Raw genomic sequence first — 23,234 nt, forward strand, 5'->3', positions numbered from 1 at the left:
CGTCGCACCATCTTCTCCGGGAGCATGTACAGGCCCTTGATGAAGAACAGCCAAGCGGCACCGCCCAGGAGACTCAGGACCACGAGGCAGAGCACGAGGCCCTTCCCGCACTCCCATGTGGCGATTCTTGCGTGGCTCCATGTCGACTTGTTCACCACTGGGGCCGCTCCTTCGTGCGGTGCAACAACTCACGGGCGCCGTCCCACCCCTGGTTGACGGCGTTGCGGGCCCTTCGCGTGGGCGATCAGCGGCCGGTCTGGTCTTCTTCGAAGCGAGGGGGTTGGGTCGGGAATGTGATGTCGCTCCCGCAGTTGCCCGCTCTGTGCGCGTGCTGCGTGATCCCGTAGGCAAAGTCGGTCAACGCCTGATGCAGTGCAGTCCCCGCGGTTCGACTCTCTCCGATCACCCGCACCTCGGATACCAGCGCGTAGTTCCCTGACGTTGTGCCGGGCTTTGTTGTGCTGGGAACGCATGGAACGTAGATGCTCGCGAAATTGCTTCTGGCAAGGGCGTGCATTCCATTGAAGGAAACCTTCTCCGCCGCCGCCCCCGATTTTCCGCCGTAAGATTGATAGTAATCCTCCCAGCCCTTCACCGATGAGTTCTGTATCTTTACCTCACCAGAAAGGATCGAGTCTCCGTCGCCGTATATGTGGCAGCTGTACATGAAGCCGTTTCCGCTGCCACTGGTGTCGGAGCCCTCCTCTGCCGATCTGCTCTCCGGGAGGATGCGGATCACGGTCTCCCTCGGCACGCTTTCATCGCATACCTTCTCCGGAAGGCTGTCGAGCCCCTTCGTGAAGTATTCCTGATAGGAAAACCAGCCTCCCATCGCCAAGGTCAGTGTGGCTGCACCGAGTGCCAGGATCTTTGTGTTCTTGCGCATGGGAAACGTGTCGACATCCTTCTCAGTTCGAGAGCTTCTTGTTGTCTCTCAAAATGTTGCTGCTCGATTCCCAGCCCTCGTTGACGGCGTTTCGGACGAGGGTGTTGGTTCCGTCTTCCGGGAGATTCACGTGATGACGCTTCAAGGCGTCCTGCGTCGACCATTGCGTCTGCTGGTTGACCGAGTCCTGGGCCCTGCTGAGATCCTGCCCGTTCCGGTATATCGCCTCATCCAGAGCGCCGTCCAACTCTCTTCCGTCGAGCAGACGGCCGACGGCCATGCCGGCGACACCAGTGACGAAACCTCCACCTCCGGCATATGCGGCACCTGCCGGTCCGCTGGGCGTCAGAATGGCGGTGCCGTACCCGATTCCGGCCGAGAGCACGGTATTGAAGAAATCTCCTTGGTTCTTCAGGCTGTCGTTGTACGCCTTTTCGGACTCCACGGATTTTTCGATGTCCGCGTCAGCAATCGAATGCCCGACGATCCCTTCGATGATCCCAGCGTTTCTTCCGATGCCCTGAAGAACCTGGTCCCGGTCTCCGTCGTACAGAGACGGGTCAGCCAAGTGCGCGTCAAGGAGGCTGCCGGTGTAGATGCTTTCTCCGTAGACGATTCCTGCTCTTCCGGACGGATCCAATGACGTTGCTGCCAGGAATCGAGCCACCTCCGGTCGCTGCAGTCCCGAGACGGAGTCGCTGGGTGAAAGGAAGATCGCCTCGGACTCCGGTCCCCCGAACGACCTGCTGATTTCCGGCATATAGGCAGCTGCCATGTGCCCGAAACTCTCGCCCATCCCTCTTCCCACAAGGTCGGCGCCGCCGTCGGCCTGCGCCACCTGTTCCATGATGTTCGCCATGATCTGGACCTGGGTCTCGCTGTGGGGCGGAGCTGCGGCCATCGAGTCCCCCAACCCGACACCGGTCACCGCGGCTTCCAGCGCGTGCCCGAGTGAGGGGCCCCGGTCCGTGTACGCGGTCGTGGCCAGCAAGCGGTTGAGGTCGGTCTTGGAGTCGAACGCGTGCGTCGCCGCCTCGGGATTGTGCGACAGGCCCTCGAACAGTCCCTCCAGCGGGTCCCGCCCGTTGCCGTCGCCGAAGACGAGGTCGACGGCGTCATAGCCCTTGACCCACAGGGCGTCGGTGTTGTTCTCGCCACCCACCTCGTCCCTTTTGAAAAGAATCTTCCGGTAGTCGTCCAGGAACTCCGTGTCGTACTGCCCCTCCCGCATCAGGCTGCTGATGACCTGGGAGCCCAGAGCGCCGATCGGGCTGAGCGCGTTCGTGGCGCGGAAGTTGGTGTTCCGTTCGGCGATCAGGTCTTTCCTCCAGTCCCGCATGGCGTCCGAGTCCGAGAAGGACGCCGTGGCCAGGGTGAGGCTCAGGTTGTTCTGGAGGCTCTTCATCGTCTCCAGTTCAGTGCCCCTGGCACCGGCGTGCGCCGAGGTCATCTCGGTCCAGAACTGAAGCGTTCCCTTGGGGCCGAGGCGGGTGGCGAACTGCTCTGCGAACAGGGCGTCGCCGTTGTACTTCTCCATCGTGCGGTTGAAGTCGGCGATGTCGTCGAGGCTCATGTCGGCCGGGTTCCTGGCCATCCGGGCGAGCTTCTCCGCTGCCGCGACGGCTTCGGCAGCCTCGTCCCGGTTCGCGTAAGCTGCGTCGGCGAAGCCGTACTTGGCCTGGTCGACGAGCAGTCGCAGGACCTTCGCGGCGCTGTTGTCGCTCTGTGTCGCCTTGCTCAGGATGCCCTGGATCTCGTCGCGGAAGGCGTCCACCACCTTCTGATCCGTCACACCGGTCTTCCCGCTGGGGTCGGACGCCCAGTCGGGCCGGGTGTTCCCGGCGACGGTGAACGTGCCCTCACCGGTGTCGACCACGGTCAGATGCTGCCCCGCGGCTCGGCTGATCGCGTCGTTCAACTGAGTCCGGTAGTCGATGAGTTCATCGCGGGTGTCGCTGAGGATCTTGGTGATGGAGTCGGCCTGGGTGTGCGCGTCGGCGAACTCGGCCGCGGTCCTGGTGATGAACTCACGGGAGACGGTGGCGTTGACCCCGGCCCACTTGGCCTTGTCCGCCTTCGCCTTGAGGTTGGTCTCCGCGTCCTTCCGCAGTTCCGCGAGATTCTTCGTCATCTGCTTCCAGTCGGTGACCGCTTCACCGAGCTTGGAGAAGTCCCCGTGGCGCAGAGCGTCGAGGTCCATCGGCGTCAGTGGCCCTTCCGGTCGTCGAAACCCTTGTCCAACGTCGCGATGCTGCTGACCGCGCCTGCGATGTACGAGTCGTCCGCCGCGTGCTGGTTCTTCGTGAACCGCAGGTGGTTGGAGATGTGGGCGCAGGCGTCCAGCAGGGTCCTGGTCTGTTCGCTCCAGCGCTCCGTGACGTGGTCCAGGGCCGCGCCCAGCGCGAAACCCTCACCCTTGAGTCCGCCCGCGGCCGCGGCGGAGGCCACGCGTGCGTGCCCGCTGTAGGTCGTGAAGTCCACGAACAGGTCGTGAGCCGCCTTGCCGACCGCCTCCAGATCCTTGTGGCCGGCCACCAGGTCGCCCTGCGTGCCGTCCCCGCCCTGGTCGGCCGGGTACTGGTTGAGCTGCATCCGGGTGGCATGCCGACCGGCCGCCGCTGCCTTAGCCTGCTCCCACTCTTCCCACGCCATGCGTGATCCCCTTCCCCGTGTCCCCGTGTCCCCGTGTCCCCGTGAGTCCGCCTGCCGGACGGGAGAGCCGCGCCCGCTCCCGGCAGACGGATGCGTGAACTCGGGTCCGGTGAGTTCACGCATCTCACCCTACTTACCCCAACTCGCCCCGCACGCCCCGGTGTTGGCCGAGGCCAGGCCTGCCCCCTACGCCCGCTCATCCGTACCTTCCGGCACCCGTCCGACCTGCACCAGCGGCTTCCCTCGCCGGCGTGACACGAAGACGCCCCGTCCGGCAGGCATCGGACGAGGCCGTACGCCTCCGAGGAGGTCGCCTTCTCCGGGGTCGCCCGCCAACACCACGCCCTGTGCGCCGAGTTCCTTGATGCGCTGCATGAACGTCTCGTACGACGCCCGCCCCGCGCCCGCCGTCGACCGCGCGATGATGAACCGCACGCCCACGTCCCGGGCGAACGGCAGGAGTTCCGTCAGTCCGGCCAGCGGGTTGCCGCTGGACGTCGCCACCAGGTCGTAGTCGTCGATGACCACGTACACCGTCGGCCCGCGCCACCAGCTGCGGTCCCGCAACTGCTGCGCCGTGACGTCGGCCGTGGGCGTGCGGCGCTTCATCAGGTCCGCCAGCGCGGCCATGTGGTGCTCCATGGCGTTGGACATCGGGATGTACTCGGCCAGATGCGAGGACGGCGTCACGTCCAGCAGGGAGCGCCTGTTGTCGACGACGAACAGCTTGCACTCGTCGCCCGAGTAGCGCTCCGTCAACTGCTTGATCAGCAGCCGCAGCAGGTTCGACTTACCGGACTCGCCCTCACCGAAGACGAGGAAGAACGGGTCCTGCTCGAAGTCGACGAAGACCGGTTCGAGGGCGTTCTCGTCCAGGGCGAACGCAACGCCGCGACGCGGGAAACGGCCCCCCGGCGGCAGCGAGGCGGCCGGGAACTCCCGCGGCAGCAGCCGCACCTCGGGAGCTTCGGAGCCCTCCCAGTGCCGGGTGACCTCGGCGGCCAGCGCCTGTGTGGCCTCGGAGAGGTCGCTGTCGGAGGTGAGGCCGTCGATCCGCGGCACCGCGGCCATGAAGTGCAGCTTCTGCGGGGACTGGCCGCGGCCCGGAACGCCCGCCGGGACGTTCGCCGCGACCTTGCGGTCGATCTCCGAGTCCATGATGTCTCCGAGGCGCAGCTCCAGGCGGTTCATCAGGTGGTCCTTGAGAGCCGACCGGACCTCCATCGACCGCGACGCGGTCAGCACCAGGTGGATGCCGTAGCCGAGGCCGCGCGCCGCGATCTCGTGGATGATCTGGTCCAGGGCCTCGTATTCCGCGCGGAAGTTCCCCCAGCCGTCGATGACCAGGAACACGTCGCCCCACGGCTGGTCCGCCACCGGGATGTCGCCCCTCGCCCGCCCGGCCCGGAAGTCCGCCATCGAGGGGATCCCGGCCGAGCGGAAGTACTCCTCGCGCCGGTTCAGGACGCCGTACACCTCGGCCACCGTCCGCCGCACCCGTTCCGGGTCCAGCCGCGAGGCGATGCCGCCCACATGCGGCAGACCGGCCACCGTCGACATCCCGCCGCCGCCGAAGTCGAGTCCGTAGAACTGCACTTCGTGCGGCGTGTGGGTGAGGGCGAACGCCGCGATCAGCGAGCGCACCAGCGTCGACTTGCCGGACTGCGGGCCGCCGATGATCTGCATGTGGCCGGCCGCGCCGGAGAAGTCCACCCAGAGGGAGTCGCGCCGCTGCTCGAACGGTTTGTCCACCAGGCCGACCGGCACGACCAGCCGGCCCGCGCCCTCGTAGCCGGGCTGGGTGAGCCCGCGGCCCGGCACGGCCGTGAGACCGGGCAGGAGCGCGTCGAGCGGCGGCGGGCTGTCCAGCGGCGGCAGCCACACCTGGTGCGCCGCGGGCCCCTGCGCCTCGAGCCGGCGCACGATCACGTCGAGGACGGTGTCGGCGAGCGCCTCGTCGACCTCCGGAGCGTCCCCGGAACGCGGCTGCCGCGGCAGGGCCGCGTGCCGCACCGGCACCTCGGCCGAGGTGAACAGCACCGGCCGCCGGTCCACCGGGAGCGCCCCGCCGACGGCCGCCGCCCGCTGCCCGCCCGCCCGGTGGACGCCGGACACGTACGCCGCCTTGAACCGCACCATCTCGTCCGTGCCGAACTTCAGGAACCCCGAACCCGGCACGTTCGGCAGCGAGTACGCGTCGGGCACGCCCAGCGCCGCTCGCGACTCCGCCGCGGAGAACGTGCGCAGACCCACGCGGTACGACAGATACGTCTCCAGGCCGCGCAGGCGGCCCTCCTCCAGGCGCTGCGAGGCCAGCAGCAGGTGCACGCCGAGGGAGCGGCCGATCCGGCCGATCTGCACGAACATCTCGATGAAGTCCGGCTTCGCCGTCAGCAGCTCGCTGAACTCGTCGATCACCAGCACCAGGGAGGGGATTGGCTGCAGAGCGGCTCCCGCGGCCCGCGCCTTCTCGTAGTCGTGGATGTTGGCGTAGTTGCCCGCGTCCCGCAGCAGTTCCTGACGCCGGTTGAGCTCTCCGCGGATGGAGTCGCCCATCCGGTCGACCAGCGTCAGGTCGTCCGCGAGGTTGGTGATGACCGCCGCCACGTGCGGCATCTGCGCCATGCCGGCGAAGGTCGCGCCGCCCTTGAAGTCGGCGAGGACGAAGTTCAGCGTCTCGGACGAGTGGGTGACCGCGAGGCCCAGCACCAGCGTGCGCAGCAGCTCCGACTTGCCCGATCCCGTCGCGCCCACACACAGGCCGTGCGGGCCCATGCCCTCCTGCGCCGCCTCCTTGAGGTCCAGCATCACCGGACGGCCGTCCTCGCCCACCCCGATCGGCACGCGCAGCCGCTCGGCCAGCGAACGCGCCCGCCAGGTGCGCGAGGGGTCCACCGCCGCCGCGTCCCCGAGGTTCAGCAGATCGGTGAACTCCAGGTTGGCCAGCAGCGGTTCGTCGTCGTCCCCGCCCGAGGCCATGCGCAGCGGGGCGAGCTGCCGGGCGAGCGCCTCCGCGGACTCCGGCGAGAGGGCGTCGGGCGTGCCCTCGTAGACGGCGCCGTGCGCCGACTCCAGCCGCAGAGCGCCGGGCTGGACGACGATGTCCAGCTCGCCTCCCGCTCCCGCGAGCTCACCGGGGACGACCTCCAGCACCGTCACACCCTGCAGCCCCTCGGGGTTGGCCAGGACCGAGTCCGGAGGGAGGGAGACACCGTCCAGGACGACGACCACATGCGGTTCGTCGGGCAGTGGCGCCGCGTTCGGATGGAAGCGCGGCCGGCCGGCCAGCCGCGCCCCGAGCAACTGCTCCAGCCCGCGGACGTCCGTGCCGACGAGCCTGCGGCTGCCCGCCCCGTCCACGGCGTCGGACGACTGGACGTGCGGCAGCCACTTGACCCAGTCCCAGTGCGGCAGTTCCCCCCGCCCGGCCGCGACGACGAGGACCATGTCCTCGGACGAGTGCAGCGCGGCCAGCGAACCGGCCAGGGCACGGGCGCACGAGCGCACCGACTCCGGGTCGCCGCTGAGCGTGACGTGGTAGAAGGCCCGCAGGGAGACGGCCATCGGCAGGTCGTCCAGGCTGCCGTGGACGGTGACGAAGCGCTGCAGCGCGCCCGCCGTCAGCGGCTCCAGCTGCTCCACCGGGCCGGTCTCGGGGGCGACGAGCGGGGTCGCCAGCGCCTGCGGGCCGAGCCCTACCCGGACCTGGGCGAAGTCCTCGTCCCCGGGCCTGCGTTCCCACACCCGGCTGCCCTCGGCGACCAGGGCCCACAGCTGCTCCGGAGAGGGGTGCAGGTAGTACTGGGCGTCGCGCTGGGCCCGGGCCGTGTCGAGCGCGGTGCGCCGGGTCTGCGCCAGATAGCTCAGGTAGTCCCGGCGCATGTCCGCCAACTGCCCCTGGGAGCCCCGGCGGAAGCGCACCACCATCGCGATCGACATCGCCACGGTCGAGGCGATCATGACCATGCCCATGATCTTCATGAACGGCTGCCCGCTCGTGAAGAAGAAGACCACCGAACCGCCCATGCCGAGCGTCGGCAGCAGTTGCATCAGCACGCTTTCCTGATGCCCCCGTGGCAGCTCCGGCGGAGGCTGCAGGACGACCTCGTCCGTCGGCACCTCGGACGGCAGCGCCCGTGGTGGGCGCTTCACGACGATATGGCTCACTGCTCACCAATCCTCTTGCGAGGCCCCCGAAATACCGTCCGTCACCCCGTGTCAGCCGGACGCAGGCCGCCGCGTGATCCTACTGACCACCCCCGCGACCCGAGGACGGTAGGGTGCCGGATGTTCGCGTGAGCACACCGCGGCCGCTCGGAGCACGCACCCGAGCGGGACGCCGCACACCGCACGGTCACACCGTCGACGCGGAACCATCACGGAGGGGGAGCAGCAGGTGAGTATCGCGGCCTCCGCGGCAGCCACCGCAGAAGGGCGCGGCGCCGCGGCCACGGCGGGGACGGGGCTCGGCTTCTGCCGGGTCACGATCGTCGCCCCCGACAGCCGGATCGACGTGGCGCTGCCCGACGACGTTCCCGTCGCCGACATCTACCCGGAGATCCTCAGGCTCGCCCGGCAGAGCCCCGCCGAAGGCGCTCCGGTCGGCTACCACCTGGTCCGCCGGGACGGAACCGTCCTCGACAGCTCGCGGTCGTTCGCCGCCCAGCACATCCTCGACGGCGAACTCCTCACCCTGCGCCCCTTCTCCGAGTCCCTGCCGCCCGCGGTCTTCGACGACGTCTCCGAGGCGGTCGCCGCCGCGGTGACCCGCGAGCACACCCTGTGGAGCGGCCACCTGACCCGTGCCGCGGGCCTCGTGGGCGGAGGCGTCCTGCCGGCCCTGCTCGCCTTCGTGGCCTGGAACGGCGACCCGCGCCACGACATGAACAGCCTGCCCGGCGTCCTCGCCGCGGTCGTCGGCGTCCTGCTGGTCGCCCTCGCCTGCGTCCGGGCCCGCGTCTACGACGACCGCGGCTCCGCCGTGGCCCTCGGTCTCGGCGCGCTGCCCAACGTGGCGGTCGCGGGCTCCGGCCTCCTGCCGCTCGCCGACGGCCAGGGCATCGGCCGGCTCCAGTTCCTGCTGGCCTGCGCCGCGGTCCTGCTGGCCTCGGTCCTGCTCACCCTGTGCTCACCCCGCGGGGACGGCCCCTTCGTCGCCTTCGTGGTCGCCTCCGGGACGGGAATGACGGCGGCCTTCGCGGCGATCCTCGCGCACTGGACCCCCGCCGAGACGGCCGCTCTGTGCGCCCCCGTCGGCGTGGGAGCCCAGGCCTTCCTGCCCGGCCTGTCCATGCGCTTCGCCCGCCTGCCGATCGGCTTCGACGCCCCGGACTCCGGCGCGCGCGGCGCGTACGGGGCCGAGCCCACGCCCCGGGAGCCGGTCGACGCCGAACGGATCGCCGCCCAGGCCCGCCGCGGCCACGAACTCCTGGTGGGCCTCGTCGGCGGCTGCGCGGTGATCGCCGTCGGCGCCTGCGCCGTGCTCGGCTTCTCCGACGACGTCTGGGCGCAGCTCCTCGCACTGGCCACGGGCATCGCCCTGCTGATGCGTGCGCACCTCTTCCGCTACACCGCGCAGGTCGCCCCCGTGCTGGCCGCGGGCCTCGGCTCCCTCGTCCTGCTCGCTGTCGGTCTGGCGCTGAACCCGCCCCACCCGGTGGTCCACGCCGCCCTGACGGGCGACCGCACCGGCCTGGACCTCCGAACGATCTGGCTCGTCGCCGCGATCGCCGCTGCCTCCGCGATCGTCACCTCGATCGGCCTGATCGGCTCCCGCGGCGGTCTCACGCCGTTCTGGGGCCGGTTCGCGGAGATCGCCGAGGGCTTCGTCCTGCTGACCCTGGTGCCGCTGGCGCTGGCCGTCTTCGACGTCTACGCCACCGCGCGCTCGATGACCGGCTGACCCGCTCGCGCACGCGGAAAGCGGCCGTGACGATCGTCGTCCCGGCCGCTCACCTCCGCGCCGCCTCACAGGACCCGGACCGCGACGGGCTCCCGCCGTCCCGTCTTCAGCCCCCGTCCCCCGGCGCCGGCTCCAGGTCGAACTCGCCGTCGCGGGCGCCGAGCACGAAGGCCCGCCATTCCGCCTCGGTGTAGCGCAGCACCGTCTCCGGGTCGAGTGACGACCGCATCGCCACGGCGCCCTCGGGCAGGTGGGCGATCTCCACGCGCTCCTCGTGCTGCTCCGTGCCCGGCGCGCACTGCCACTCGACGCCGGAGATGTCGAGCGCGTAGAGCTCGTCACGCTCCCGGTCCTTGCGTGCCCGGACGGCCGCCGCGCTCTCGGCTGCCCCGGCGCCCCCGGCGTTCCCTGCGCCCCCGGCATGCGCAGCCTGCTGGGCGTTCCCGGCCTGTCCCGCCTGTCCCGCCTGCCCGGCCCGCCCGGTCTTCTCGGCTTCGGCCATGTCATCCGCCATGATCGGCTCCGACCCTTCCCTCTGTTCCCGCTGTGCCAACGAGCTGTGGCGTCACCCTACTTGCCGCAGTTCTCCCAGCTCAGAGGTTCCTCCTTTACGTTCCGGCCCGGCATCACGCCCCCTACACTGCCCCCACCCGGCGAGAGGGACACCCCCGCCCCACCGCGGCCCCCGCCCACGCGCCACCCGCCGGCGAGAGGCCCGCCCGCGCGGCGCCCGCCCGCCCGTCCCGAGCCCGCCCCCGGGCCGTCCCGGACAAGCCCGGCGGAACGGCCTGATACCCTGGCTCTCGGCCGTTTGTGTACGCACCCCCGGAAGCGCCCTGAGGCAGTGCCTCAGGTTCTGGAGGTCGCGCTCAGCGGATCCCCGCCTCCCGAGTAACGGAAGCTCCCCCGAGACACAGACCGGGGGCACTCGGTGGCCACTGAAAAGACTACGAGGAGTACGCGTGCCGCTCGACGCCGCTACGAAGAAGCAGATCATCACCGAGTTCGGCCAGAAGGAGGGCGACACCGGCTCCCCCGAGGTCCAGGTCGCCATGCTGTCGCGCCGGATCTCGGACCTGACCGAGCACCTCAAGACGCACAAGCACGACCACCACTCCCGTCGTGGTCTGCTGATCCTGGTCGGTCAGCGTCGCCGCCTGCTGCAGTACCTCGCCAAGAAGGACATCCAGCGCTTCCGTGCGCTGGTCGACCGCCTCGGCATCCGCCGCGGTGCGGCGGGCGCCAAGTAGGACGCCGTGAGGGGAGCGGTTCCCGGCAGCATCGGGACCGCTCCCTTTTGCTGTACACGGCTCGCAACCGCGTACACGGCTCACACGAGTCGTGCAGCCGCGGGACTCATACCGGCAGGGTCCGTCGTACGCCCTGCCGGTCGCGGAAACGTGCGGAGTGTCACCCACGCTTTGTAGTGTGGTAGCACAACGCAGGACGTACGACCCAGCGTGATGACGCGTGCCCGCTGCGGGTAGACGTCACCACGCACACCGAACGAGGAGAAGCGCACCGCACCGCCGCCGGTCCTCGGTAGTGGCCCCCGGACAGAGAATCCCGGGTGCTTCGATCGAAGACCGGCCCGCACCGCACGGAGCGCTTCTCCGCAACCGTCCCCCTGCCACACGGGCAGCGAGGGACGAAGACGAGGAGAATTCGCTAGTGGAGAACGAGACCCACTACGCCGAGGCCGTCATCGACAACGGCTCCTTCGGCACCCGCACCATCCGCTTCGAGACGGGCCGCCTGGCCAAGCAGGCCGCCGGCTCCGCCGTGGCGTACCTGGACGACGACACCATGGTGCTGTCGGCCACCACCGCCTCCAAGAACCCCAAGGACCAGCTCGACTTCTTCCCCCTCACGGTGGACGTCGAGGAGCGGATGTACGCCGCCGGCAAGATCCCCGGCAGCTTCTTCCGCCGTGAGGGCCGTCCCTCCGAGGACGCCATCCTCACCTGCCGGCTGATCGACCGCCCGCTGCGCCCGTCCTTCAAGAAGGGCCTGCGCAACGAGATCCAGGTCGTCGCCACGATCATGGCGCTCAACCCCGACCACCTGTACGACGTCGTGGCGATCAACGCCGCCTCCGCGTCGACGCAGCTGGCCGGCCTGCCCTTCTCCGGCCCGATCGGCGGCGTCCGCGTCGCGCTGATCAACGGCCAGTGGGTCGCGTTCCCGACGCACACCGAGCTCGAGGACGCCGTCTTCGACATGGTGGTCGCCGGCCGCGTCCTGGAGGACGGCGACGTCGCGATCATGATGGTCGAGGCCGAGGCCACCGAGAAGACCATCCAGCTCGTCGCGGGCGGCGCCGAGGCGCCGACCGAGGAGGTCGTCGCCTCCGGTCTGGACGCCGCGAAGCCCTTCATCAAGGTGCTCTGCAAGGCCCAGGCCGACCTCGCCGCCAAGGCCGCGAAGCCGACCGGCGAGTTCCCGGTCTTCCTCGACTACCAGGACGACATCCTGGAGGCGCTGTCCGCCGCCGTCCGCCCGGAGCTGGCCTCCGCGCTGACCATCGCGGGCAAGCAGGACCGCGAGGCCGAGCTGGACCGCGTCAAGGCGCTCGCCGCCGAGAAGCTCCTGCCGGAGTTCGAGGGCCGCGAGAAGGAGATCTCCGCCGCGTACCGCTCCCTGACCAAGCAGCTCGTCCGCGAGCGCGTGATCAAGGAGAAGAAGCGCATCGACGGCCGCGGCGTCACGGACATCCGTACGCTCGCCGCCGAGGTCGAGGCCATCCCGCGCGTGCACGGCTCGGCGCTGTTCGAGCGTGGCGAGACCCAGATCCTGGGCGTCACCACCCTCAACATGCTCCGCATGGAGCAGCAGCTGGACACCCTCTCCCCGGTGACCCGCAAGCGCTACATGCACAACTACAACTTCCCGCCGTACTCCGTCGGCGAGACCGGCCGCGTCGGCTCCCCGAAGCGCCGCGAGATCGGCCACGGCGCGCTCGCCGAGCGCGCCATCGTGCCGGTCCTGCCGACGCGCGAGGAGTTCCCCTACGCGATCCGCCAGGTGTCCGAGGCCCTCGGCTCCAACGGCTCGACGTCCATGGGCTCGGTCTGCGCCTCCACCATGTCGCTGCTGAACGCCGGTGTGCCCCTCAAGGCCCCCGTCGCCGGCATCGCCATGGGCCTGATCTCCCAGGAGATCAACGGCGAGACGCACTACGTCGCCCTCACCGACATCCTCGGTGCGGAGGACGCCTTCGGCGACATGGACTTCAAGGTCGCCGGCACCAAGGAGTTCGTCACCGCCCTCCAGCTCGACACCAAGCTGGACGGCATCCCGGCCTCCGTCCTGGCCGCGGCCCTCAAGCAGGCCCGCGACGCCCGCCTCCACATCCTCGACGTGATGATGGAAGCGATCGACACGCCGGACGAGATGTCCCCCAACGCCCCGCGGATCATCACCGTCAAGATCCCCGTGGACAAGATCGGCGAGGTCATCGGCCCGAAGGGCAAGATGATCAACCAGATCCAGGAGGACACCGGCGCCGAGATCACGATCGAGGACGACGGCACCATCTACATCGGCGCCCAGGTCGGCTCGCAGGCCGAGGCGGCCCGCGCCACGATCAACGGCATCGCCAACCCGACCATGCCGGAGGTCGGCGAGCGCTACCTGGGCACGGTCGTCAAGACCACGACCTTCGGTGCGTTCGTGTCGCTGCTCCCGGGCAAGGACGGTCTGCTGCACATCTCGCAGATCCGCAAGCTCGCCGGCGGCAAGCGCGTGGAGAACGTCGAGGACGTGCTCGGCGTGGGCTCCAAGGTCCAGGTCGAGATCGCCGAGATCGACTCGCGCGGCAAGCTCTCCCTGATCCCCGTGATCGAGGGCGAGGAAGCTGCTGAGGACACGAAGGACGACTCCGACAAGTGACGTCGAGTAGCTCCCAGGCGACGGCCCGCACTTCTTCGGAGGCGCGGGCCGTCGCCCGTACCCAAACCCTGATCAAGGGCACGGCCGGCATCGGCGTCGTCCGCAAGACCACCCTCCCGGGCGGCCTGCGCATCGTCACCGAGACCCTCCCCTCGGTCCGCTCCGCCACCTTCGGCATCTGGGCGCACGTCGGCTCCCGCGACGAGACGCCGTCCCTGAACGGCGCCACGCACTACCTGGAGCACCTCCTCTTCAAGGGGACGGACCGCAGGTCGGCGCTGGACATCTCGTCCGCCATAGACGCGGTCGGCGGCGAGATGAACGCGTTCACGGCGAAGGAGTACACGTGCTACTACGCGCGCGTGCTCGACACCGACCTGCCGCTCGCCATCGACGTCGTCTGCGACATGCTGACCGGCTCGCTCATCCGCGAGGAGGACGTCAACGTCGAGCGCGGGGCGATCCTCGAAGAGATCGCCATGACCGACGACGACCCCGGCGACTGCGTGCACGACCTGTTCGCGCAGACGATGTTCGGGGACACCGCCCTGGGCCGCCCGGTCCTCGGCACCGTCGACACGGTCAACGCCCTCACCGCCGACCGCATCCGCCGCTTCTACAAGAAGCACTACGACCCCACCCACCTGGTGGTCGCGGCCGCCGGCAACATCGACCACGACAAGGTCGTGCGCCAGGTCCGCGCCGCCTTCGACAAGGCCGGCGCCTTCCGGAGCGCCGACGCCGAGCCCATCGCCCCGCGCGACGGCCGGCGCGCGATCCGCACCTCGGGCCGCGTCGAGCTGATCGGCCGCAAGACGGAACAGGCGCACGTCGTCCTCGGCATGCCCGGCCTGGCCCGCACGGACGACCGCCGCTGGGCGCTCGGCGTGCTGAACACCGCCCTGGGCGGCGGCATGTCCTCCCGGCTCTTCCAGGAGGTCCGCGAGAAGCGCGGCCTGGCCTACAGCGTGTACTCGTACACCTCGGGCTTCGCCGACTGCGGTCTGTTCGGCGTGTACGCGGGCTGCCGGCCCTCACAGGTGCACGACGTCCTGAAGATCTGCCGCGACGAACTCGACCAGGTCGCCGAGCAGGGTCTGTCGGACGACGAGATCGCCCGCGCGATCGGCCAGGTGAGGGGCTCCACGGTCCTCGGCCTGGAGGACACCGGCGCGCTGATGAACCGCATCGGCAAGAGCGAGCTGTGCTGGGGCGAGCAGATGTCGGTCGACGACATGCTCGCCCGGATCGCCGCCGTGACCCCGGACGAGGTCCGTTCGGTGGCCCGCGACATCCTGGGACGACGCCCCTCGCTGTCGGTCATCGGCCCGCTCAAGGACAAGCAGGCCGCCCGCCTGCACGACGCGGTCGCCTGACCCGGCCCGGCCGGGCCGGGTCGTCAGGCACCACCACCTCCGCAAGCACCTTCGGTACGCACCTCCCGGTGAGCACCTCCGGCAGGCATCTTCGGTAAGGAAGCACAGAGATGAGCAAGCTGCGCGTGGCCGTCCTCGGCGCCAACGGCCGGATCGGCTCCGAGGCGGTCCGGGCGGTCGAGGCCGCCGAGGACATGGAACTGGTGGCCGCCCTCGGCCGCGGCGACAAGCTGGAGACGCTGACGGAGACCGGCGCCCAGGTCGCCGTCGAGCTGACCACCCCTGCCTCGGTCATGGACAACCTGGAGTTCTGCGTCGGACACGGCATCCACGCCGTCGTCGGCACCACCGGCTGGACCGACGAACGCCTCGCGCAGCTCGGCGGCTGGCTGGACGCCTCCCCCCGCACGGGCGTGCTCATCGCGCCCAACTTCTCCATCGGGGCCGTCCTCACCATGAAGTTCGCGCAGATCGCCGCGCCCTACTTCGAGTCCGTCGAGGTCGTGGAACTGCACCACCCCAAGAAGGTGGACGCCCCCTCCGGCACCGCCACGCGCACCGCCCAGCTCATCGCCGCGGCCCGCCGCGACGCGGGCACCGCACCGGCGCCGGACGCCACCGAGACGGGCCTGGACGGGGCGCGCGGCGCGAACGTGGACGGCATCCCCGTGCACGCCGTCCGGCTGCGCGGACTGCTGGCCCATCAGGAGGTCCTGCTGGGCGGCGAGGGCGAGACCCTCACCGTCCGCCACGACTCGCTGCACCACAGCAGCTTCATGCCGGGCATCCTGCTGGGCGCCCGCAAGGTGGTGTCCACGCCGGGCCTCACCTTCGGCCTGGAACACTTCCTGGACCTGAACTGAGTCTGTGACGTCATGCGCGCGAAGATCTCCTATGCCGTCACGGCCGCCGTCCTGGTCTTCTACTTCGTCCTGGTCGGCAGCCGCGGTGTCATGCTCATCCAGTCCGGCACGCTCCTGACCGTCACCTTCGGCGTAGCGGTGCTCATCCTGCCGGTCATCGGCGTCTGGTTCCTGTGGAAGAACACCCAGTTCGTCCGCCGGGCCAACGCCCTCGCAGCCGAACTCGACGCCGAGGGCGGCCTGCCCGTCGACGAGCTGAGGCGCACCCCCGGCGGCCGGGTCGACCGCGACTCGGCCGACGAGGTGTTCGCCCGGCGCAAGGCCGAGACCGAGGCCGCGCCGGGGGACTGGCGCACCTGGTTCCGTCTCGCCGTCGCCTACCACGACGCCCGCGACACCCCCCGCGCCCGCAAGGCGATGCAGCGCGCGATCGCCCTGCACGACGGCAAGCCGGTCCACACCGCCTGAACAGCGGGTTACCGGCGGCCGCGACCGCACGCACACGAGAAGGGCCGGCCCGCGACACCGCGGGCCGGCCCTCACGTCCCTCTGCGCGGACTCAGCCGCGCCGGTTCTCCGACGCCCACGCCTCGACGGCGTCGGCCGCCCGGTCGAACGCCTCGGGGCGCGCCAGGAAGTCCGCCCCGTGCGTGGTGAGCAGCGGCACCGCCTCACCGGGCGCGTCCCGCCGGACGACGGTCAGCGCCTCGCCCTGCACGGTCCGCGGCAGCCCGAGCCAGCGCACCGGCTGCTGGACCGTCCGCACGGCCAGAACCCGCTCCCACGGCAGGGTGCGCGTGCGGAGGAAGCCCACATGCCGCAGTCCGCGGTCGCTCACCCACACTCCCACGCGCAGCAGCCGCAGGGCGGCGGCGATGACGACGAGCGAGCAGCCGAAGACCGTCCCCGCCTCGGACACCGATCCGGTCAGGGCGATGATGACGGCCGCGAACAGCACGTACGAGGCGAGCAGCAACGCCAGCGCGGCCGCGCCGACCCGCCAGGGACCGGGCCGGTAGGGGCGCCGCCAGCGGTCGCGGTCGTCGAAGGGCAACGCGACGTCGTCCGCCGTCTCGAACGCGCGGTCGGCCGTCAGGAAGGGCAGGGGCACGGCTGGTCCTCACTCGTCCATGCGTGGGCTGTGCCCGGTGAGGCTATCCGGCTGTGTCCCGGCTCACCACCTTCGGGGGCCGGATGGCGGCGGCGCGGTGCTCAGCGCCCCTGGGAGGCCTGTGACTGCGGTCCCTGCGCGGGCTGGTTCTGGCTCAGCGCCGGCATCCCGACGACCAGGGAGCCCACCAGCGCGGCCACGATGGTGAGCCCCAGCAGCCAGCGCCCGGCTATCTGGCTCACCGAGGACCGTTCGGGGGGCGGGGGAGTGACATTGCTACGGAACCTGTCGGCCTCGGCGAGAAAGGCGAAGGGTACGGGCTCGCGCCGGCGGAACATGGTGGGTACTTCCTCCTGGGAGATGTCGTGAGGACGCTGCCGAGGGGGACCTCGTCACTGGTTCAGACGAGCGAGTGCCCGAAAACGTGCCCCATATCGGCAGACGTCCCGCACGAATCCTCCGGGCACGCCGACGGAAGCCCGCCCCGCCGGTCCCCGTAGAGTTGTCGCCGCTCCGAAGACGCGACGGAAGGACCCCCGCACCGTGACCGACAGCCCCGCCGACGACCTCAAACCCGGCTTCCGCAGCGACGTCACCGTCGAGCTGGTCAAGCACACCGCGTCCGACGCCGACGTGCTCTTCGCCGCCCGCGTCTCGACCGTCGGCGAGCAGTCCCTGGACGAGCTGGGCAAGGACCCGGAACGTTCGAAGGGCCTGATCAACTACCTGATGCGGGACCGCCACGGCAGCCCGTTCGAGCACAACTCGATGACGTTCTTCATCAGCGCCCCGATCTTCGTGTTCCGCGAGTTCATGCGACACCGCGTGGGCTGGTCCTACAACGAGGAGTCGGGACGCTACCGCGAGCTCCAGCCCGTCTTCTACGTCCCCGGCGGGGACCGCAAGCTCGTCCAGCAGGGGCGGCCCGGCAAGTACGTCTTCGTCGAGGGCACCGAGGACCAGCAGGAACTCGTCAGCCGCACCATGGAGGACTCCTACCGCCAGGCCTACCGGGCCTACCAGGAGATGCTCGCCGCCGGCGTCGCCCGTGAGGTGGCCCGCGCGGTCCTGCCGGTCGGCCTCTTCTCCTCGATGTACGCCACCTGCAACGCGCGCTCCCTGATGCATTTCCTGGGCCTGCGCACCCAGCACGAGCTGGCGAAGGTCCCCTCGTTCCCGCAGCGGGAGATCGAGATGGTGGGCGAGAAGATGGAGGCCGAATGGGCCCGGCTCATGCCCCTCACCTACGCCGCCTTCAACGCCAACGGCCGGGTGGCCCCCTGAGGGGACGCGGTCACGGAGACGTATGTACGGATCATCCGTGCGAAGTGTCCGTATTGCGGCATTTAGAGAAGTTCATCTAGCCTGATCAAACGGACCCGGCACTGCTTGAACCCCCGAGCAGGCAGTGCCGGGCTCCTCTTTTGTCATGACCTTCCGGACCCCGTGGGCAGACCCCGCGGTGAGCAACGAGTAGCGTGTCACCCATGGCTCCGACCTCCACTCCGCAGACCCCCTTCGGGCGGGTCCTCACCGCCATGGTCACGCCCTTCACGGCGGACGGCGCACTCGACCTCGACGGCGCGCAGCGGCTCGCCGCCCACCTGGTGGACGCAGGCAACGACGGCCTGATCGTCAACGGCACCACCGGCGAGTCCCCCACCACCAGTGACGCGGAGAAATCGGACCTGGTACGAGCCGTCCTGGAGGCCGTCGGAGACCGCGCCCACGTCGTCGCGGGAGTCGGCACCAACGACACCCGCCACAGCGTGGAGCTGGCCCGGGCGGCGGAGAAGACGGGCGCGCACGGCCTCCTGGTCGTCACCCCGTACTACAACAAGCCCCCACAGGAGGGCCTGTACCGGCACTTCACGACCGTCGCCGATGCCACCGCGCTGCCGGCCATGCTCTACGACATCCCCGGTCGCAGCGGCGTCCCGATCAGCACCGAGACGCTGGTCCGGCTCGCCGAGCACCCGCGGATCGTCGCCAACAAGGACGCCAAGGGCGACCTGGGCCGCGCGAGCTGGGCCATCGCGCGCTCCGGCCTCGCCTGGTACTCCGGCGACGACATGCTGAACCTGCCGCTGCTCTCCGTGGGCGCGGTCGGCTTCGTCTCGGTGGTCGGCCACGTGGTCACCCCGGACCTGCGCGCCCTCGTCGAGGCGTTCACCGCCGGCGACGTACAGAAGGCCACCGAGATCCACCAGAAGCTGCTGCCCGTCTACACGGGCATGTTCCGCACCCAGGGCGTCATGACGACCAAGGCCGCGCTCGCGCTCCAGGGCCTGCCCGCCGGACCGCTGCGCTCACCGATGGTCGAGTGCTCGCCCGAAGAGATCGAGCAGCTCAAGATCGATCTTGCCGCGGGCGGGGTACAGCTCTGACAACGGACTTCACAACTGAATAGGCAGGCCACCGGTGCCTGCGATCCACAACGACAACTGCTTCTGCACGAACGTCATGCGCGCCACGTGCCCACCGGTACGTGGCGCGCGTGTGTGAGGAGAGTCTTTTGAGTCATCCGCATCCACAACTCGCCCCGCCGCCGCCACTGCCGGAGGGCGGCCTGCGCGTCACCCCGCTGGGCGGCCTCGGTGAGATCGGCCGGAACATGACGGTCTTCGAGTACGGCGGCCGCCTGCTGATCGTCGACTGCGGTGTGCTCTTCCCCGAGGAGGAGCAACCCGGCATCGATCTGATCCTGCCGGACTTCACGTCCATCAGGAACCGCCTCGACGACATCGAGGGCATCGTCCTCACCCATGGTCACGAGGACCACATCGGCGCCGTCCCCTACCTCCTCCGGGAGAAGGCGGACATCCCGCTGATCGGCTCCAAGCTGACCCTCGCGCTGATCGAGGCCAAGCTCCAGGAGCACCGGATCCGCCCGTACACCCTCGAGGTGACGGAGGGGCACCGGGAGCGCATCGGCCCGTTCGACTGCGAGTTCATCGCCGTCAACCACTCCATCCCGGACGCTCTCGCGGTCGCCATCCGCACGCCGGCCGGCATGGCGGTCCACACGGGCGACTTCAAGATGGACCAGCTCCCGCTGGACGGCCGCCTCACGGACCTGCACGCGTTCGCCCGTCTGAGCGAGGAGGGGATCGACCTCCTCCTCTCCGACTCGACGAACGCCGAGGTCCCCGGCTTCGTGCCGCCCGAGCGCGACATCTCCAACGTCCTGCGCACCGTTTTCGCGAACGCCCGCAAGCGGATCATCGTGGCCAGCTTCGCGAGCCACGTCCACCGCATCCAGCAGATCCTCGACACCGCGCACGAGTACGGCCGCCGCGTCGCCTTCGTGGGCCGCTCGATGGTCCGCAACATGGGCATCGCCCGCGACCTCGGCTATCTGAAGGTCCCGCCGGGTCTGGTCGTGGACGTCAAGACGCTCGACGACCTCCCCGACCACGAGGTGGTCCTGGTCTGTACGGGATCCCAGGGCGAGCCGATGGCGGCCCTGTCCCGGATGGCCAATCGCGACCACCAGATCCGCATCGTCCCGGGCGACACGGTGATCCTGGCCTCGTCGCTCATCCCCGGCAACGAGAACGCGGTCTACCGCGTGATCAACGGCCTGACCCGCTGGGGAGCCCACGTCGTCCACAAGGGCAACGCCAAGGTGCACGTCTCGGGCCACGCGTCCGCGGGCGAGCTGCTGTACTTCTACAACATCTGCCGCCCGAAGAACCTGATGCCGGTCCACGGCGAGTGGCGTCATCTGCGCGCCAACGCCGAGCTGGGAGCCCTGACCGGCGTCCCGCACGACCGCATCGTCATCGCGGAGGACGGCGTCGTCGTCGACCTCGTCGAGGGCAAGGCCAAGATCACCGGCAAGGTGCAGGCGGGCTACGTGTACGTCGACGGCCTCTCGGTCGGTGACGTGGGCGAGCCGGCCCTGAAGGACCGGAAGATCCTCGGCGACGAGGGCATCATCTCGGTCTTCGTCGTCGTGGACTCCTCCACCGGCAAGATCACGGGCGGTCCGCACATCCAGGCCCGCGGCTCGGGCATCGAGGACTCGGCCTTCACGGCCGTCACCCCGAAGATCGCCGAGGTCCTGGAACGCTCCGCCCAGGACGGCGTCGTGGAGCCCCATCAGCTCCAGCAGCTCATCCGCCGCACACTGGGCAAGTGGGTATCCGACACCTATCGCCGCAGGCCGATGATCCTCCCGGTCGTCGTCGAGGTCTGACCGGCGCACGACCCGCCGTACAGGTGAACCAGGAGCGGGGCCACCCGATTTGCATCGGGCAGCCCCGCTCCAGTACGTTTACGGCTCCGCCCGAGCGGGAACGCCTCGACGCCTTGCGCGTCGGGACCGAACCCGGGAGGGGCCGGGAAAACCGACTCAGAACTTCTGATAAAGTCGGAACCGCCGGAAAGGAAACCGCGAAACAAAAGCGGGAACCTGGAAAGCATCGACGAAATCGGATCGGAAAACGGTCTGATAGAGTCGGAAACGCAAGACCGAAGGGAAGCGCCCGGAGGAAAGCCCGAGAAGTTCGGGTGAGTACAAAGGAAGCGTCCGTTCCTTGAGAACTCAACAGCGTGCCAAAAATCAACGCCAGATATGTTGATACCCCGTCCCCGGCCGTGAAAGCCGAGGATGAGGTTCCTTTGAAAAAAACACAGCGAGGACGCTGTGAACGGTCGGGCCTATTCCGCCTGACCGTTCCGCTCTCGTGATGTGTGGTCCCGATTACGGGAAAACATTCACGGAGAGTTTGATCCTGGCTCAGGACGAACGCTGGCGGCGTGCTTAACACATGCAAGTTGAACGATGAACCACTTCGGTGGGGATTAGTGGCGAACGGGTGAGTAACACGTGGGCAATCTGCCCTTCACTCTGGGACAAGCCCTGGAAACGGGGTCTAATACCGGATACCACTTCCACTCGCATGGGTGGGGGTTGAAAGCTCCGGCGGTGAAGGATGAGCCCGCGGCCTATCAGCTTGTTGGTGAGGTAATGGCTCACCAAGGCGACGACGGGTAGCCGGCCTGAGAGGGCGACCGGCCACACTGGGACTGAGACACGGCCCAGACTCCTACGGGAGGCAGCAGTGGGGAATATTGCACAATGGGCGAAAGCCTGATGCAGCGACGCCGCGTGAGGGATGACGGCCTTCGGGTTGTAAACCTCTTTCAGCAGGGAAGAAGCGAAAGTGACGGTACCTGCAGAAGAAGCGCCGGCTAACTACGTGCCAGCAGCCGCGGTAATACGTAGGGCGCAAGCGTTGTCCGGAATTATTGGGCGTAAAGAGCTCGTAGGCGGTCTGTCGCGTCGGATGTGAAAGCCCGGGGCTTAACCCCGGGTCTGCATTCGATACGGGCAGACTAGAGTGTGGTAGGGGAGATCGGAATTCCTGGTGTAGCGGTGAAATGCGCAGATATCAGGAGGAACACCGGTGGCGAAGGCGGATCTCTGGGCCATTACTGACGCTGAGGAGCGAAAGCGTGGGGAGCGAACAGGATTAGATACCCTGGTAGTCCACGCCGTAAACGGTGGGAACTAGGTGTTGGCGACATTCCACGTCGTCGGTGCCGCAGCTAACGCATTAAGTTCCCCGCCTGGGGAGTACGGCCGCAAGGCTAAAACTCAAAGGAATTGACGGGGGCCCGCACAAGCAGCGGAGCATGTGGCTTAATTCGACGCAACGCGAAGAACCTTACCAAGGCTTGACATACACCGGAAACGGCCAGAGATGGTCGCCCCCTTGTGGTCGGTGTACAGGTGGTGCATGGCTGTCGTCAGCTCGTGTCGTGAGATGTTGGGTTAAGTCCCGCAACGAGCGCAACCCTTGTTCTGTGTTGCCAGCATGCCCTTCGGGGTGATGGGGACTCACAGGAGACTGCCGGGGTCAACTCGGAGGAAGGTGGGGACGACGTCAAGTCATCATGCCCCTTATGTCTTGGGCTGCACACGTGCTACAATGGCCGGTACAAAGAGCTGCGAAACCGTGAGGTGGAGCGAATCTCAAAAAGCCGGTCTCAGTTCGGATTGGGGTCTGCAACTCGACCCCATGAAGTCGGAGTTGCTAGTAATCGCAGATCAGCATTGCTGCGGTGAATACGTTCCCGGGCCTTGTACACACCGCCCGTCACGTCACGAAAGTCGGTAACACCCGAAGCCGGTGGCCCAACCCCTTGTGGGAGGGAGCTGTCGAAGGTGGGACTGGCGATTGGGACGAAGTCGTAACAAGGTAGCCGTACCGGAAGGTGCGGCTGGATCACCTCCTTTCTAAGGAGCACTTCTCACCGATCCCTCCGGGGTGAGGTCAGAGGCCAGTTCATCGGCGAACGTCCGATGCTGGTTGCTCAAGGGTGGAACGTTGATTATTCGGCACTCTTGACTGTCTTCTCCTTCCAGTACTGTCCTTCGGGGCGTGGAACGAATGAGGGAAGCGGCGGGAGGGCCGGGCACGCTGTTGGGTGTCTGAGGGCAGGGCCGCAAGGTCGTCCTTCTGATGCCGGCCCCAGTGAACTCCAGCTCAGGTTGGGGGTGATGGGTGGCTGGTCGTTGTTTGAGAACTGCACAGTGGACGCG

Annotated in this window: 15 protein-coding genes, 1 rRNA gene and 1 pseudogene; 10 read left to right on the top strand and 7 right to left on the bottom strand. The window is 68.8% G+C overall.

Annotated elements, in window-relative coordinates:
- Positions 1–244 precede the first annotated feature (244 nt).
- The 4 genes from OG802_RS26200 to eccCa all read right to left on the bottom strand — a co-directional run bounded on the left by OG802_RS26200 (position 245) and on the right by eccCa (position 7,705).
- On the bottom strand, positions 245–886 hold the full coding sequence (locus tag OG802_RS26200) for a hypothetical protein (RefSeq protein WP_329414230.1): 642 nt from the start codon (positions 884–886) through the stop codon (positions 245–247).
- A gap of 22 nt (positions 887–908) precedes the next feature.
- Positions 909–3,086: a hypothetical protein gene (locus OG802_RS26205; protein WP_329414232.1), complete on the bottom strand. Its 2,178-nt coding sequence runs from the start codon at positions 3,084–3,086 to the stop codon at positions 909–911.
- Positions 3,087–3,091: 5 nt separating this feature from the next.
- Positions 3,092–3,538: a hypothetical protein gene (locus OG802_RS26210; RefSeq protein ID WP_329414234.1), complete on the bottom strand. Its 447-nt coding sequence runs from the start codon at positions 3,536–3,538 to the stop codon at positions 3,092–3,094.
- A gap of 186 nt (positions 3,539–3,724) precedes the next feature.
- A complete protein-coding gene (gene eccCa / locus OG802_RS26215) occupies positions 3,725–7,705 on the bottom strand; it encodes a type VII secretion protein EccCa (protein ID WP_329414236.1) in 3,981 nt (1,326 codons plus the stop codon).
- Between the two features lie 229 nt (positions 7,706–7,934).
- Between eccCa and eccD the strand changes: the two genes are divergently transcribed.
- Positions 7,935–9,440, top strand: a complete 1,506-nt coding sequence (gene eccD, locus OG802_RS26220) for a type VII secretion integral membrane protein EccD (protein ID WP_443055344.1) — start codon at positions 7,935–7,937, stop codon at positions 9,438–9,440.
- Between the two features lie 106 nt (positions 9,441–9,546).
- On the opposite strand, the pseudogene OG802_RS26225 reads toward eccD, so the two are convergent.
- A pseudogene (locus tag OG802_RS26225) lies at positions 9,547–9,807 on the bottom strand (DUF397 domain-containing protein); the annotation flags it as partial.
- Between the two features lie 595 nt (positions 9,808–10,402).
- On the opposite strand from OG802_RS26225, the gene rpsO reads away from it, so the two are divergent.
- The 5 genes from rpsO to OG802_RS26250 all read left to right on the top strand — a co-directional run bounded on the left by rpsO (position 10,403) and on the right by OG802_RS26250 (position 16,038).
- Positions 10,403–10,690, top strand: coding sequence for a 30S ribosomal protein S15 (rpsO, locus tag OG802_RS26230; RefSeq protein WP_003993372.1), 288 nt, complete (start codon positions 10,403–10,405; stop codon positions 10,688–10,690).
- A 421-nt stretch (positions 10,691–11,111) separates the two neighbouring features.
- On the top strand, positions 11,112–13,331 hold the full coding sequence (locus tag OG802_RS26235) for a polyribonucleotide nucleotidyltransferase (protein ID WP_069773759.1): 2,220 nt from the start codon (positions 11,112–11,114) through the stop codon (positions 13,329–13,331).
- Positions 13,328–14,707 (top strand): M16 family metallopeptidase, encoded by a 1,380-nt coding sequence (locus OG802_RS26240; protein WP_329414242.1) that lies wholly within the window; start codon positions 13,328–13,330, stop codon positions 14,705–14,707. The genes OG802_RS26235 and OG802_RS26240 overlap by 4 nt, the downstream gene beginning before the upstream one ends.
- Positions 14,708–14,817: 110 nt before the next feature.
- Positions 14,818–15,570 carry a 4-hydroxy-tetrahydrodipicolinate reductase gene (gene dapB / locus OG802_RS26245; RefSeq protein WP_329414243.1) on the top strand — a complete coding sequence of 251 codons (753 nt, stop codon included), beginning with the start codon at positions 14,818–14,820 and terminating at the stop codon, positions 15,568–15,570.
- 12 nt (positions 15,571–15,582) lie between these two features.
- A complete protein-coding gene (locus tag OG802_RS26250) occupies positions 15,583–16,038 on the top strand; it encodes a hypothetical protein (RefSeq protein WP_329414245.1) in 456 nt (151 codons plus the stop codon).
- A gap of 91 nt (positions 16,039–16,129) precedes the next feature.
- Here the strand turns inward: OG802_RS26250 and OG802_RS26255 are convergent, their stop codons facing one another.
- Both OG802_RS26255 and OG802_RS26260 read right to left on the bottom strand, forming a co-directional pair.
- Entirely contained in the window at positions 16,130–16,681 is a 552-nt protein-coding gene (locus tag OG802_RS26255; RefSeq protein WP_329414247.1) for a hypothetical protein, read from the bottom strand.
- Positions 16,682–16,782: 101 nt separating this feature from the next.
- Entirely contained in the window at positions 16,783–17,019 is a 237-nt protein-coding gene (locus OG802_RS26260) for a hypothetical protein (protein WP_329414248.1), read from the bottom strand.
- Positions 17,020–17,224: 205 nt separating this feature from the next.
- On the opposite strand from OG802_RS26260, the gene thyX reads away from it, so the two are divergent.
- The 4 genes from thyX (at position 17,225) to OG802_RS26280 (ending at position 22,928) form a co-directional block, all read left to right on the top strand.
- On the top strand, positions 17,225–17,965 hold the full coding sequence (thyX, locus tag OG802_RS26265) for an FAD-dependent thymidylate synthase (RefSeq protein ID WP_329414249.1): 741 nt from the start codon (positions 17,225–17,227) through the stop codon (positions 17,963–17,965).
- Between the two features lie 203 nt (positions 17,966–18,168).
- On the top strand, positions 18,169–19,068 hold the full coding sequence (dapA, locus tag OG802_RS26270; RefSeq protein ID WP_329414250.1) for a 4-hydroxy-tetrahydrodipicolinate synthase: 900 nt from the start codon (positions 18,169–18,171) through the stop codon (positions 19,066–19,068).
- A 128-nt stretch (positions 19,069–19,196) separates the two neighbouring features.
- A complete protein-coding gene (locus tag OG802_RS26275) occupies positions 19,197–20,882 on the top strand; it encodes a ribonuclease J (protein WP_329414252.1) in 1,686 nt (561 codons plus the stop codon).
- 520 nt (positions 20,883–21,402) lie between these two features.
- Positions 21,403–22,928, top strand: a 16S ribosomal RNA gene (locus OG802_RS26280).
- Positions 22,929–23,234: the final 306 nt, after the last annotated feature.

Source organism: Streptomyces sp. NBC_00704 (assembly GCF_036226605.1).
In the GTDB taxonomy this organism is placed as follows: Bacteria; Actinomycetota; Actinomycetes; order Streptomycetales; family Streptomycetaceae; genus Streptomyces.